The sequence below is a fragment of the Candidatus Jordarchaeum sp. genome, assembly GCF_052745115.1.
This window is the reverse complement of record NZ_JBRAKS010000080.1, coordinates 1-13,182: the sequence shown is the minus strand read 5'-3', so window position 1 is coordinate 13,182 and position 13,182 is coordinate 1. Positions and strand designations below refer to the sequence as shown.

General features: G+C 41.6%; 13 protein-coding genes. 8 read left to right on the top strand and 5 right to left on the bottom strand.

Annotated features, from left to right (window positions below):
* Window positions 1-104: 104 nt before the first annotated feature.
* From ACUVXA_RS07710 to ACUVXA_RS07690, 5 genes are all read left to right on the top strand, one after another.
* The gene (locus ACUVXA_RS07710) at window positions 105-644 is read left to right on the top strand and encodes a 4-hydroxyphenylacetate 3-hydroxylase C-terminal domain-containing protein (protein WP_445870669.1); all 540 of its coding nucleotides are present in this window, start codon (window positions 105-107) and stop codon (window positions 642-644) included.
* Between the two features lie 58 nt (window positions 645-702).
* Window positions 703-1,677: an asparagine synthase-related protein gene (locus tag ACUVXA_RS07705; RefSeq protein ID WP_445870667.1), complete on the top strand. Its 975-nt coding sequence runs from the start codon at window positions 703-705 to the stop codon at window positions 1,675-1,677.
* A gap of 164 nt (window positions 1,678-1,841) precedes the next feature.
* Window positions 1,842-2,060, top strand: coding sequence for a hypothetical protein (locus ACUVXA_RS07700; protein WP_445870666.1), 219 nt, complete (start codon window positions 1,842-1,844; stop codon window positions 2,058-2,060).
* A 56-nt stretch (window positions 2,061-2,116) separates the two neighbouring features.
* On the top strand, window positions 2,117-3,334 hold the full coding sequence (locus tag ACUVXA_RS07695) for a hypothetical protein (RefSeq protein WP_445870665.1): 1,218 nt from the start codon (window positions 2,117-2,119) through the stop codon (window positions 3,332-3,334).
* Between the two features lie 224 nt (window positions 3,335-3,558).
* Window positions 3,559-4,338 carry an enoyl-CoA hydratase/isomerase family protein gene (locus tag ACUVXA_RS07690; protein ID WP_445870664.1) on the top strand — a complete coding sequence of 260 codons (780 nt, stop codon included), beginning with the start codon at window positions 3,559-3,561 and terminating at the stop codon, window positions 4,336-4,338.
* A 43-nt stretch (window positions 4,339-4,381) separates the two neighbouring features.
* Here ACUVXA_RS07690 and ACUVXA_RS07685 read toward each other — a convergent pair whose 3' ends face one another.
* Window positions 4,382-5,218 (bottom strand): hypothetical protein, encoded by an 837-nt coding sequence (locus tag ACUVXA_RS07685; RefSeq protein ID WP_445870663.1) that lies wholly within the window; start codon window positions 5,216-5,218, stop codon window positions 4,382-4,384.
* A gap of 153 nt (window positions 5,219-5,371) precedes the next feature.
* Here ACUVXA_RS07685 and ACUVXA_RS07680 point away from each other — a divergent pair, with 153 nt between their 5' ends.
* The 3 genes from ACUVXA_RS07680 to ACUVXA_RS07670 all read left to right on the top strand — a co-directional run bounded on the left by ACUVXA_RS07680 (window position 5,372) and on the right by ACUVXA_RS07670 (window position 9,798).
* Window positions 5,372-6,586 (top strand): NAD(P)/FAD-dependent oxidoreductase, encoded by a 1,215-nt coding sequence (locus ACUVXA_RS07680; protein WP_445870668.1) that lies wholly within the window; start codon window positions 5,372-5,374, stop codon window positions 6,584-6,586.
* A gap of 119 nt (window positions 6,587-6,705) precedes the next feature.
* Window positions 6,706-7,560 carry a zinc ribbon domain-containing protein gene (locus ACUVXA_RS07675; protein WP_445870662.1) on the top strand — a complete coding sequence of 285 codons (855 nt, stop codon included), beginning with the start codon at window positions 6,706-6,708 and terminating at the stop codon, window positions 7,558-7,560.
* A 675-nt stretch (window positions 7,561-8,235) separates the two neighbouring features.
* Window positions 8,236-9,798, top strand: coding sequence for an MFS transporter (locus tag ACUVXA_RS07670; RefSeq protein WP_445870661.1), 1,563 nt, complete (start codon window positions 8,236-8,238; stop codon window positions 9,796-9,798).
* Between the two features lie 304 nt (window positions 9,799-10,102).
* Here ACUVXA_RS07670 and ACUVXA_RS07665 read toward each other — a convergent pair whose 3' ends face one another.
* From ACUVXA_RS07665 to ACUVXA_RS07650, 4 genes are all read right to left on the bottom strand, one after another.
* On the bottom strand, window positions 10,103-10,912 hold the full coding sequence (locus ACUVXA_RS07665) for a hypothetical protein (RefSeq protein WP_445870660.1): 810 nt from the start codon (window positions 10,910-10,912) through the stop codon (window positions 10,103-10,105).
* Window positions 10,906-11,304, bottom strand: coding sequence for a hypothetical protein (locus ACUVXA_RS07660; protein WP_445870659.1), 399 nt, complete (start codon window positions 11,302-11,304; stop codon window positions 10,906-10,908). The genes ACUVXA_RS07665 and ACUVXA_RS07660 overlap by 7 nt, the downstream gene beginning before the upstream one ends.
* A 188-nt stretch (window positions 11,305-11,492) precedes the next feature.
* A complete protein-coding gene (locus ACUVXA_RS07655) occupies window positions 11,493-12,554 on the bottom strand; it encodes a glycoside hydrolase family 172 protein (protein ID WP_445870658.1) in 1,062 nt (353 codons plus the stop codon).
* 201 nt (window positions 12,555-12,755) lie between these two features.
* Window positions 12,756-13,182: 4Fe-4S binding protein (locus ACUVXA_RS07650; protein ID WP_445870657.1), on the bottom strand; the 427-nt coding region annotated here is incomplete at its 5' end.

The window sequence follows — 13,182 nt, the reverse complement described above, 5'->3', positions numbered from 1 at the left end:
GGTTGTAGCCTTGTATTGGACGTCTCTGCGGATGTTTGGGTTCATGATTAAAGTCTAAGAATGGTATTATTTATCATTAAATCTTTCTACTGTTGTGAACCCTAATCGCAGACTATAATGGCATAAAGAATGCTTCCCATATCCGGGATGAAATCACTGACATCATTTGCACCGCGGAACAAATGTATGCTTGTGGCATAGCTGGTTCCGTTAGAGGAAAACCCAGGGGGCCTAATACCTATGAGCCAGACATAACAATGGTGAACATAGGCAAGTATATAGCGGGAACACACATCTACGAAGAGATTTACCGCGTCCATGACATTGCGGGAGGATTTGCGATTACCTGCCCCTCAGAGAAGGATTTCAAAAATCCGGAAACCAGGTCGTTCCTCGAAAAATACCTGAAAGGCAAAGCAGAAGTATCATCTCTGGATCGCATGAAAGCCTTTAAACTGGTGGAAGACCTAACGGCACATGGGTTTGCAGGCTGGTTAATGGTTGCCAGCTGCCACGGTGGAGGCTCCCCGGAAGCTCAAAGGATCACAATCTATAGAGGCTATGATATGGACACTAGAGAAAAAATCGCAAAATGCTTAGCCGGTATCGATGAATTTAAAAACTTTCCAGAATTTAAACCGTAATACTAACCATTTATCCAACGCAAAAAGGTTTACAATCTTAAATCAGGAGTAAATAGTTTTGACGTCGGAAGCATTGGATATAAAGGATACTTGTTTGAAAATTAGGAGTTTATTGGAAGAATCTGTTAAAAGAAATTTGGCTGAGGGGATACTGCTCTCGGGAGGACTGGACACTTCTATCATAGCAGCATTAGCGTCAAAATATCAAAAACTAAAGGCTTTCACGGTGGCTTTCGCAGAAGCTCCTTCACCAGACGTCGAATACGCAAAACAGATAACCAAAATGTTCAAACTAGAACACACAATCCATAAATTAACCATGAAAGAGCTGAAAACCGCACTGCGCACCACCATTCGAGTATTGAAATCTTTTGACCCTATGGAAATACGAAACAGTGTTGTGATCCTAGTGGACTTAAAAGAGGCCAAGAAAGCGGGAGTAAAAACAGTGCTCACCGGGGACGGAGCCGACGAACTCTTCGCAGGATACAGCTTCCTCTTAAACTACTCCCCAGAAGAGCTAAACCGTGAACTCCAAAAAATTTGGGAAAACGTGCATTTCTCATCACAGGACCTCGCCGCATATCTCAAAATGAAGGTTAAGTTGCCATTTCTTGACGATGAATTTCAATCCTTCGCAAAACAGGTGGAACCGGAGCTTAAAGTGCAAAGGGAAAATGGCAGCTTGTATGGGAAATGGATTTTGAGAAAAGCCTTCGAGGGAATCTTACCACCGAACATCGTTTGGAGAGTGAAAACACCGATAGAACAGGGCTCTGGAACAGCTTTTCTACCTCAAATATTTGATGAACTAATCAAAGACACAGACTTTGAGGAGAAAAGCCGAAACTACTTACTGGAAGACGGAGTTGAAATCCGGGACAAGGAACATTTAACCTATTATGAAATATACCGATCCAAGATAGGGGTGCCCTCCCCCAAGGATTCTGAAGGAAAAATCTGTCCCAAATGTAACTCTAATGTTAAAAAAGGCTCCACATATTGCAGAACCTGCGGAGCATATCCAATCTAAATTAAACCTAACTGCTCCAATTTTTCTTTCAAGGATTTTTTAAAGGTTTTATTTTTTGACAAAGCTAGTGCATTTTTAAGAAAGAAAAAGATCCTACAAAAAATTAAAAAAACATGTAGATACTAAGCCAATTGGGACTCATTGCTTGAGAATGAGGTGTGAAATTGGGAAAATCCGATAAGTCGATTAGAGGGAAAAATGAAGCCTCCACGAAAAGGGTAGTATCCGAAAGACTTGTGGTTCAAATTGATTCCTCTAAGTGGATACCGGCGTCTTTCAAAGTCAGCCCGGACAGCAGGCGTGTAACCTATGTATCAGAAATAGGTAGAAATAGATTTGCGGTTGTCTTGGATGGAAAAGAGGGGGGCAATATGATGGCATAGTAAAAGATTCTCTAATCTTCAGCCCAGATAGCACTCGGATGGCATATATTGCCAAAATGGATAAAAAATGGGTCGTGGTTGTGAATGGAAGAGAGGAGAAGCAATACGATGGCATAGTAAAAAATTCTCTTATTTTTAGCCCGGATAGCACTCGGGTGGCTTATGTGGCTGCGGCAGGCAGAAAGCGGTTTGCAGTCGTGGATGGAATAGAGGAGAAGCAATATGACGGTGTCATAGCTGGCACTCTAATCTTCAGCCCGGATAGCAGGCGACTGGCTTATGTAGCCAAAATGGGTAAAAAATTGTTTGTTGTTGTTGATGGAAGAGAGCAGAAGCAATATGATGGCATTGGGATAGGCTCTCTTACTTTTAGCTCTGATAGTAAGCAGGTGGCCTATATAGCTGCTTTGAGTAAAAAGCAGTTTGTTGTGGTTGATGGAGGAGAGCATAAACAGTACGATAACATCGGGGCAGGTAGACTAATCTTCAGCCCAGAAGGCAAGCGTTTGGCTTACGTGGCCAGAGTGGGAAAAAAATGGTTCGTGGTAGTAGATGGAAAAGAAGGGAAACAATATGATGGTATCTTGGCGGGTACTCCCATCTTCAGTCCTGATAGTAAGAGGCTGGCTTATGTGGCGGCGGCGGATAAAAAATTTTTTATTGTTGTGGATGAAAAAGAGGGAAAGCAATATGAGGGCATAGGGGCGGAATCTCTAATCTTTAGCCCGGATAGCAAGGAAGTGATTTATGCTGCTGCAAATGGGGAAAAATTGTTTATAGTCGTTGATGGAAAAGAGGAGAAGCAATATGATTACAAGGGGGCAAGTAGGCTTATCTTCAGTCCGGACGGTAAGCGGGTGGCTTATACGACTGCAGTAGGCAAAAAGTGGAGTATAGTTATTGATGGAAAAGAAGAAAAGCCATACGATAGCATCGCAACAGGATCTCCAATCTTCAGCCCGGATAGCAAGCGGATAGCTTATGCGACTGCAGAAGGCAAGAAGCAATGTGTGGTCGTGGATGGAAAAGAAGAGAAGCCCTATGAGAAAATCTGGTCAGGTAGTCTCATGTTCAGCCCGGATAGCAAACAGGTAGTTTATGCGGCTAAAGTGAATGAAAATTGGAGTGTTGTCTTGGATGGAAAAATGGGAAAGCAATATGATGACATTGTTGCTATAGGGGAAGGTAGGATTATCTTTGGCTCCCCTGATAGTTTACATTACCTAGTAAGAAAAGGTAGTGGTATCTATTTAGTGACAGAGCAGATAAAATGATTTAAGAAAAAAATTGCGTAAATGTTGTTAAGTAACATAACATCAAATATATTATTTAATATGGAACAGCTTATACCGAATGCTATTTTTAAGAACTATTTTCAATTTTTATTTCATTCACTAGGCTTGCGAATCTTTTATTTTCCCTACCTTAACTGATTATATAAAAAAATTTAACAATATGTTCGTTTAATCACTTTTTATCTAGTTTATGGAGGAATTCTATGGAGCTAGATACTATAAAAATTGAGAAGGAAGCCGGTATTGGTAAGATAATTTTGAATAGGCCGGATAAGCGGAACGCTATCAGTTCTGAGATGTTTATGGATATTGGTGAGGCTGCTCGCATTGTTTCTGATGATGATGAAGTTAAAGTGGTAATTCTTATGGGAGCGGGTAAAGTCTTTTCTGCGGGTATAGACTTCGGCTCTATGGGGGCCTTAGGAGGAGCCTCTTCCTGGACAGTGAGAGACATGTTAAAGAAGAGCCAGACGAACTATAGTAGACTTGAAAACATGGAGAAGCCTGTAATAGCTGCAATACAGGGAGCTGCCATTGGAGCTGGTTTGGAGATGGCTCTGTGCTGCGATATAAGAATCGCTGCGGAGGATGCTAGAATGGGTATCCCAGAGGTATGTTTTGGTCTGGTACCGGATCTGGGGGGTGCTCAGAGGCTTCCCCGAATAATTGGACTGGGAAGGGCAAAAGAGTTAATCTTCACCGGGAGAATCATAGACGCTAAGGAAGCTGAGAGAATAGGACTTGTAAACAAGATTGTTCCTGCTGACAAGTTGATGGAAGCAACAATGGAGATGGCTAATGAGATCAAGGACAACGGTTTAATTGCAATTGGTCTCGCTAAAAAGATTGCGAACAAAGCTATGGAGATTGACATGGAAAGCGTTTTGGAGTATTCGATACTAGCGCAGGATATTTGTATTAGAACAGAGGATATGGGAACCCTATTCACAAGATACATGGAAAAAAAGAGTAAGAAAAAGTAAATCCGTTTAAAGCTCTGCTTTTCCATATTTATTTTGTTTAGTCTTACCTTGCCAGTATCTCGATTATTTTTGGAAAGATGTATTCCGCGAGCTCCGTCCGGGAACCGCCATGGGTTATTACCATGTATTTTCCACGACAAACTTCCTCGGCGCAGCCCTTAACTCTTTCAACCAGTTCTAGAAAGAATGAATCGGTTAATCCCCGGTCACCGTAATCTCCTTGGGCAGTGTCGTGCCCTAAAAGATGAAAGATTATGTTCGGCTTAAAATCTCTTGCTCTGGGAATGAACTCTTGCTCTACTTTGGAGAGGTATTCCCGGTCATTTGTTTCGTAGCCCACATTTACACATATTTTGGTTCCTTCATCCTCCACGGTGTTTGAGCTACAGAAGCAAACATGTAAAACTTCCTTATCACCCATAAATACTGCCCTTGTTCCGTCTCCATGATGGCTATCGGTATCTATTATAGCGTAGCGTCCCCTTCCGAATTTTTCACGCAGAGAAAAAACCGTAGGACCAGTGCAGGAAATATAGGTGCCGCCCCAGGCATGTGAAGGTCCTGCATGGTGACCTGCGCCCACGTCGAAAACTAGCGCGTTATCCAACTCATCACTCCAAATCTTTATGGCAGCATCTATGCATCCACCCACCGAGTGCAGCGCTCCCTCACAATACCAAGCCCTTCTCAAGTCGTTTAAGACAGATTCATCGTGTACCTTTTTTAAAACTTCCCAAGAGACCTTACCTGGAGTAAAAAGTCTGACTCCTTCTAGTTTTAGAGCCCACTCCATTACTCTTGGAAATTTTTCAAACTTGTTTCCTATCACAGGCCAAGAACTCTTAGCAAAAACGTCATGCCAAAAGACTCCAGTCCTCATACAAGACCCTTCCTAAAAAATATTCAATTCTCAACAAATCTTTCCATGGATTTGTGACTTTCTTTTTAGAAAGATATTTTAACCTTTATGTGTTTTTTCTCTACTATTGGAGTTGGGAGTTTTTCCCTGATTGGTAATAAGGAGGAGCTTTTGGTGAAAATTGTTATTATTGGTTTTAGTTTGGCTAGTTTTACCGCTATCCGATATATTTTGAATAATGCTCCTGAAACTGAGGTAGAGGTTTATACTGATGAAGAGTATGCTTATTATCCGCGTCCCAGACTTTATGAAGTTTTGTCCGATGAATCATCCCCTGAAAAAATTGTAATGTACCCGATTAAATGGTATGAGGATAACGGGGTCAAGGTACATTTAGGTAAATCTGTAAAATCTATAATTACTGAAAATAATGAGATTATTTTACAAAATGGTGAGAGAGTCCAATACGATAAACTCCTACTAGCTAATGGGGCCCGTTCCTTTGTTCCTCCCATAAAGGGTGTGGATAAAAAAGGAGTTTTCGCCCTCCGAACCATCGATGATGCGCTTACCATTAAAGAATATGCTAATGATAAGGAGAGTGCGGTTGTGATTGGCGGTGGCTTGCTGGGTTTGGAAATATCTGTGGCTCTCAAAAAGCTTGGTTTAAATGTTACTATTTTAGAGTTTGCTCCTTGGCTTCTTCCCCGACAGATAGATAATGAGGGTTCGGACCTGCTTATTGGTGAATTCGAGAAAAGGGGTGTGGAAATCAAGTGTGGAGCCCAAACAGATGAAATAATAGGTAACGCCGAGGTTTCGGGGGTGAGAATAAAAAGTGGTGAAACTATTCCCGCAGAACTCGTTATATGCGCAACTGGTATCAGAAGTAATATAGAACTGCCTCAAGAGGCGGGCATTAAAGTGAATAGAGGGGTTTTAGTGGATGAGCATCTTAGAACGAATATTGAGAACATTTATGCTGCGGGAGATATAGCTGAGCATAATGGAAGAGTCTACGGCATAATACCGGCCACCACTGAGCAAGCCCAGATAGCTGCTGCAAACATGATAGGGAAAGAATCCACATATAACGGTACGGTAGCTATGAATAGCCTGAAAGTAGTGGGAATAGACCTAACCTCAATAGGCTTGGTTAATCCGGAAACCGAGGAATACGAACAAATCCGGAAAATCGATGCGGACAAATGCCAATACAAAAAAATTGTTGTAAAAGACGATAAAGTGGTGGGCTCAATAATAATCGGAGAGAGGAAAAGCGTTAAACCCATCTCCGACATCATTAAAGAAGGAGTGAACGTAGAAAAAATTAAACACGAACTGCTAAAAGAGGATTTTGACCTTAAAAAACTGGCAGAAAGTAAATAATCCAACACAAACCACGACTAGTAATGTGTGATTATAATAGCTACTTGTCAAAATCTTTTTTAAAAAGGTAAAATGGCTATTAGGTAATATTTATTATGTTCCATTAGAATAATTTAATTATGACTCGTCCATTTTTTCTCGGAGTAGGTTTTGATCAGAGTGGTCAATTCTCTCCACTGAATTATGAAAGCGTAGGCACAAGGCTTGACAACGTAAAATTCGACAAGGAGTGGGGGACTCTAATGGTTTCAGATATCCGAGTTGTGTGGTATAAGAAGAGAAGTGGGAGTGGAAAATCACTACTTAAAGGGGCTCTAGCAGCCACCGCACTAGGCATTGCGGGTTCCGTAGCTGGAGACCTTGTGGGACGCTCGGTAGGCGGTTGGGCTGGCCGTATCGCAGATCATGTCATAACCAGTGCCGGCTACGCAGCTTCTTCGGGAATAATATTCAATGCTATGACTGGAAACGATTTTATGAACTTCAGCCAGGACGGAAAACTGGACTCCATAGCAGTTCCCCTAGCTTCCATAAAAGACGCTACAACAGATAAGAAGGGCCTAACCCTAGTTCTGGAAAGTGGGGATACTATGCGTTTCGAAGTAAAGAATGTAAATACCTTACCCGCGATTAAAGCAATGATAATATCCAAGAAGAAAGAGGGAAAATGCCCCTACTGCGGAGCCATTGTTGCTCCCGGAAACACTTCATGCCAATCATGCGGAGCTCCAGTCAGAGCATCCCCTACAACTGTAGCTCCAATGAGACCCGCTATACCTAATATCACTGTGCAAACGGGTGCACCAAGCCCAGCAGTCAAAGTAACATGCCCCTCATGTGGCAAACAGGTACCACCCACAAAGTTCTGCTGCGAATGCGGTTCACAAATGGGACACGAATGCCCCAACTGTGGCGAACCTATTCCCACTGAGGTTTCTGGAAAGTTCTGCCCCCACTGTGGACAAAAACTCTGATCTTAGAAAATCAATGCAAGTGAGTCATTCGTTAGGAAATGACTTCACTTTTATTTTTAATTTGGATAAAGCTGATTTGGGCATAAAAAGTCTTTTGTACATGTTGGGTTTTGGAAATGGTTTTATATGGAGGGCATTGTCTCTTTTAGGGGCATAACCCTTCATCTAGAAAAAGACCTAAAGAAGCCTCCTTTTGGCGGAAGGGGGTATAAAATGGATGGTTAAAAAACTAGCTACAGAAACCAGCCGCCAATAGCCCGGAACCCTTCACAAAGCGAATTGTACAAGAAAACTTTTACACCCAATGAGTCTATCTTTTATAATATTCTGATTTCATATTCTTTTGTGTTAACATTTCCGTGGTGGTTCTGGCGGAGGGAAACGGGTTTAAATCCCTGTTTTACGGGGATTCCAAACTTAAGCAGGGTTAGAAGTGCCAAAAACGACCTTTGAAGAGGGAAGAAAAGCGGAAGTTAACAATTAACAGAAGAGTGAAAAAATCAAAATATAATAAATCATAGACTCATTGTTTACACCCGCTTATTTTTTAATAATTCATTTTATTAACCTAATTGATTAACAAAGGTAAAATATAGTTAAGTAAAAGGAGAAGTTTTGAAAAAATTTAAAAACTGTTGAAACAATTATAATTATTCATTATTGGAGAAGATAGGAGTGGCTAAGAAAAAGAAGACTGGGAATGAAAAAAAAGGTAGAACGCGGTCATTTCTGTCTATTAGCGCAGCAAACTTCGTAGACCGGGCGGATATGCAGGCATTACCCACCTACTACACTTCAATAGGCCGGGAGCTAGCTGTAGGTCGTGGATCCCTGGGGCTTATAACTACGTCACGTTCAGCGCTTCAGACCATAGCTGCACCTCTCTGGGGATACCTAGCAGACAGGTATTCGCGGAGAGTGGTTCTGGCAATCGGTTGCTTAATCTGGGGTGTTTTTACAATTTTCTGCGCTTTTGCCGGAGATTTCTCCTCGCTTCTCTTCTTTAGACTGTTAGCTGGATTCGGACTAGCGACCATTATACCCACTGGTTTCTCGCTGATAATAGACTATTTCAAGCCTGAGGATCGAGGCAAATGGCTTGGGTTTTTCCAAATGATAGGAGTTCTGGGAATTGCCATAATGGTTCCCATACTGGGGATGATTGATGCACCAAACTACACATTTGGACTAGAATCTGACCTATTTACATTATTTATATATCAACAAATATATCCGGGAACTATAGACTTGGTCCAATTTCTTTACACAGTTGATACATTCATGAAATACACGGTACACTATGGCGCCTGGAGAGTGGGTTTCATAATCCTGGGGGTTATCAGCTTAGTAGTAGCTGCTGTGGTCTGGTTCTTGGTGAAGGAGCCCGTGAGGGGTGGTACTGAGAAGGAGCTTAAGGACGTAATCACAGTAGAAGCCGCAGAGAAGTACAAAATCGAAAGAAAAGCAGTCGGAGAAATACTGAGAACCCGAACAATGCAAATAATAATACTTCAAGGAATGCTCGGATACATGCCCTGGATTGTATTCCAGGCTTGGCTCGTGCACTGGCTGGAAAGCGTAAGATACATTACGCCGAGCGATGCGACGATAGTTTTTGCGGTGTTGGTTGTGGGTGTGGCTCTTGGTAATGGTCTGGGCGGCTGGCTAGGAGACAAGGGTGAGAGACGGAGTTTCAACAGGGGTAGGATTATTGTGGCTCAGATTTCTGTGTTCTCGGGTATTCCACTTTCCTTTCTGGTACTTACTCTCCCGCTTTCCGTTTTGCATTACATTATTTTAACCTTCATTACTGCGGTGTTGGTTAGTTGGGCTGGGCCTGGGGCTGTTCAGCCCATGGTTGCGAACGTGACCAAGCCCGAGGTCAGGAGCACTTCCTTTTCCATAGAGCAAATGTTTGAAGGAGGTTTTGCAGCCATAGCGGCGGTTCTCACAGGCTTCCTTGCGGACACCATGAATGGTGGGGTTGCCGGGGTTACCATGCAGAGTATTACTCCATACATGGGGTTCTGGCTGGGTGTCATTCCGCTTCCTACGCTGTTGGTTCTTTTCACGCTTTCGGGGCAATCGCTTACCACAGCAATGCTTATGACAATTATTATTCCTTGGGTAGCTTGTTTGTTGGTATGGTTCTTAGCGTACAGAACCTATCCAAAGGACAGGGATAGAATCTTTAAACTGCTAGAGGAAAGACGAAAAGAAATGGCCAGAAAATCCTAAAAAACTCCTCTTTTTTATTTTATTCCATATATTACATAAGTTTAAGCAAAACTTCATTTATGATGTTGGCTTATTCCGGGATGAATGTTGTTGTCTGCCTCTACAACCACTTGTCCTCCATTTTCCTACACAAAGATTTTAAAAAAGAGGAGAGGGCGCCTCGACCTCCAAACTTTACAGAAGTTTCCTAAAACCAAGAGTATTGTTTAAACATATGGAAACATATACTCCGTTTTTTCCTCAGATATTCTGATTTTTTTGCTCTCTTAAATATTAAATAAGGGGCGAAAAGGAGGTAGAAGCTTTAGCTACTGCTCTGCCTTAAAGTGGCTCTTGTTGATTCTTCAATTTTTACAATTATCTTATCTAACATTCCAAATATTCCTAGGGCAAAGAAAATAGTACCTACAATTGTTGTTAGAGCCTGAACCTCTGGCGGTATTCTCTGATAGAACATGTTAAGCATTAATATTGTGAGTCCAACAGCGAATCCCAGAGATCTACCGCTTCTGTTCTTCCAAGCAATAAAGTAGAACAGTAAGATTGTTGGGGCTGAAATTATCATAATGTAAATTCCCATCACTATAATATGAGTGGGGGGATATATTACATTTAGAGGGTCTATGAACGATTCAATGCTTAGAAAGTAGGGCAGGGTTTTAAGCAAGCTTGGGTCAAATTTTTCCAGAATAACATACCAATTCTGTCCGATAAGCTGCCCGGTTGATATGTATGAAAGGTACTGAATACCTAGATATATGTCTGTTCTAGCTGAATCCAAAACAGAGTAGTGGATTGCCGCGAGGGTGGCGATAAATGGTGGAAGCAAGTATAGTTCCCTTATTTCCAACATCACTATTCCTATTAGGAGCACTACAGCGAAGTCAATCAAAGCCGTAAATATTATATATACGTAGGGGTGAATTTGTAAAAAGTCAGCAAGAATAAGCAAGTAGACGATATAGGTTGCTGAAAACATAGCAAAGTAAATGGTTAATAGTAGAGTGACGATTTGCTTCTTTTCAGCGAAGTGCTTAGCCAGATAAATTGCACAAACCGCAGGCAGGACAGAACACGATAAGACGAGAAATTCGTAAAGTATCATGGCTACCATATTCCTTTTTCCTTTTTCAGAATATTGCTAAGTTTAGATTTTTTATCTTCCTCAACTAATTTTTCTAAAAGATAAAAATCTGAGAGAGCATTGAGTCTTCCCCTCAGGTTTATTGCGGCGAGCCTAGCCACTTGAGGATCTTTCATAACCACTATGATTCCCGTTTTATCTGTGACCTTCATAAAAAAAGTGTTACTGTTGTGCAAACTGTCTCCCAAATGCATGTCAGAAAGGGGAAACTTTCGATAATAGTCAAGAAATTCTCCCAAAACATTACCCTTTTTACACCAAACCTTATGATTCACATCTACTATGGCCACCGCTTCCGGCTTCCAACTGCCCAAATTAACCTCTACCAGTTCAATAAGCTGGTTCATGTTCGGCTCAGTCATGATTATCCCCTCAACATCTTAAATGTATATGGGATTTAATGTGCATAGAGGGATTTTTATTGTTTTTATACTTTTCCACAAAATTGACATATTGGTACACTAGGCTTTACTTTCCCAGGTTTCCACTTTCTATATATACTTTTTAGAACAATGGGTTGAAGCTTGAGATTCAGAAATTTTCTAGGGGGTTAATCTATTTCTTTCGGTTCTTCTTTTGGTAGTCTTTTTTCCACTGGGGGCATAGGCTTGAATTTTTTGTGTGGCTCTGTCTGATACCAGTAAGCGGTACTAGAGTAGTCGTCGGAGCGCCTATTGGCATGTCCGTGTTCAAGGGTTACTTTTATAGATTTTTCGAAGTAGATGGGATCCTCGATGTGGAAGCGGTACATGCTTATTTTTCCGGACCAGTTTTTTCCGCCGGGAACAGTTATTCCATGGTAGGGAGCACAGTATTCCTGTTGGGGGCAGAATGCGGTATTAAAGTAGTCTTCTGTTCCAGTGCCATTTATGGTTGGCGTTTGGTCTCCGTCTATGAATATCATGTCGTCTCCTTCGCCGTACCAGTTCCACACCTCTCTTTTCAGCCTTAGGTTGTGGATGTTGAGGTTGCAGCCCACGTATTGTCCCTTTCCTTCAGCTTCAAGGATAACATAGTTGCCCTTACCATCAAGGTTCGTTCCTCCGAACAGGAACTCCCAGTTGTCCATTCCGTTCTCAGATATGCCTTTACAGGGATTTTCCCTATTCCAGGTGGCGTGGAACCTTCCCAGATCCTCTTCCAGCCTATCATATTCTTCATAGTCTATGTAGAAGTAGAATATCATAGCTTGCTCCGCCTCGTTTACTATTTCGATTAATGCTCTTTTTGAGAAGGGCATGGGGAAGAAGCAGTTGAAACTTCTACCGTTTTCTGGCGACATGGTAAGTGGCAGAGAAATGAAGTTTTTGCGAATTGCGTGTCCTATTCCGAAAAAGTCTCCTATTGGCACCTCAACTGAAGGGTTTTCCTCATCATCCCAGTACATGCGAATAAGAATTTTCCTCAAATAATACGGGGCTGAGCAATCTAAGGTAATCCAGATGTGAGTTATGCATCCAGCCCCCTTAATATCAGCTATAGTTACGGTTTCATTCTTATTTATCAATATGTAATCGGCGTTTCCACCGGTCTTATCCCAACTAGAAACGCGTCTCCTTTTACAGTTCCTCAACCTTGGAAGTTCACGTAATGAAGTTCCAATCCATTTCAAGATAAAACCTCCATTCTCCTTCTTATTTATTTCATAACTACCTCTTATTTTTTATAAACTTCCTATAAATATAATTCTACAATAAAACAGTAAATCATACTATTCAAACTGTCAATAATCAAAAATTCTCCAAACATCAATATAAAAAGATGCGAATTATTTTCTAACTATAAAAAATAAAAAATTAATTAATATATCAAATTAGCGTGCCTGTTTTTCCTTTATTAGATTCATTATCCATGTTTTACTGTCTAAAATTTCAGTGACTTTATCCTCCGGCTTCCTTACCAGTATTATGGCTTCGTTTGGACAGGTGGGGTAACAGACTCCGCAGCCTATACACTTATTCTCGTCCACTACTGCATACTCGTCTATGGCTATTGCTTCCATGGGGCAGCGCTCGGCACAAGTTTCACATGCAGTGCATAGGTCGGGGTCAACTCTGCTTACATAATTTGATCTCGCGAACGCTCTTGGGAGCTCAGCGACTTTAAGCGCTCTAAAGAAGACGCAGCAGTCGGAGCAACAGTTACATATTGTTGCCACTTTCCCCTGATGGTTTTCGGTCATGTGGACTAGCCGTTGTCCGAAACTTACCCATCTAGGACACTTCCAGATGGTGTTCGGT

Excerpts from the sequence above, each read along its gene's own strand:
- ACUVXA_RS07695 (WP_445870665.1), top strand. The coding sequence starts at position 2,117 with ATGGATAAAAAATGGGTCGTGGTTGTGAATGGAAGAGAGGAGAAGCAA.
- ACUVXA_RS07690 (WP_445870664.1), top strand. The coding sequence starts at position 3,559 with ATGGAGCTAGATACTATAAAAATTGAGAAGGAAGCCGGTATTGGTAAG.
- ACUVXA_RS07685 (WP_445870663.1), bottom strand. The coding sequence starts at position 5,218 with ATGAGGACTGGAGTCTTTTGGCATGACGTTTTTGCTAAGAGTTCTTGG.
- ACUVXA_RS07675 (WP_445870662.1), top strand. The coding sequence starts at position 6,706 with ATGACTCGTCCATTTTTTCTCGGAGTAGGTTTTGATCAGAGTGGTCAA.
- ACUVXA_RS07665 (WP_445870660.1), bottom strand. The coding sequence starts at position 10,912 with ATGGTAGCCATGATACTTTACGAATTTCTCGTCTTATCGTGTTCTGTC.
- ACUVXA_RS07660 (WP_445870659.1), bottom strand. The coding sequence starts at position 11,304 with ATGACTGAGCCGAACATGAACCAGCTTATTGAACTGGTAGAGGTTAAT.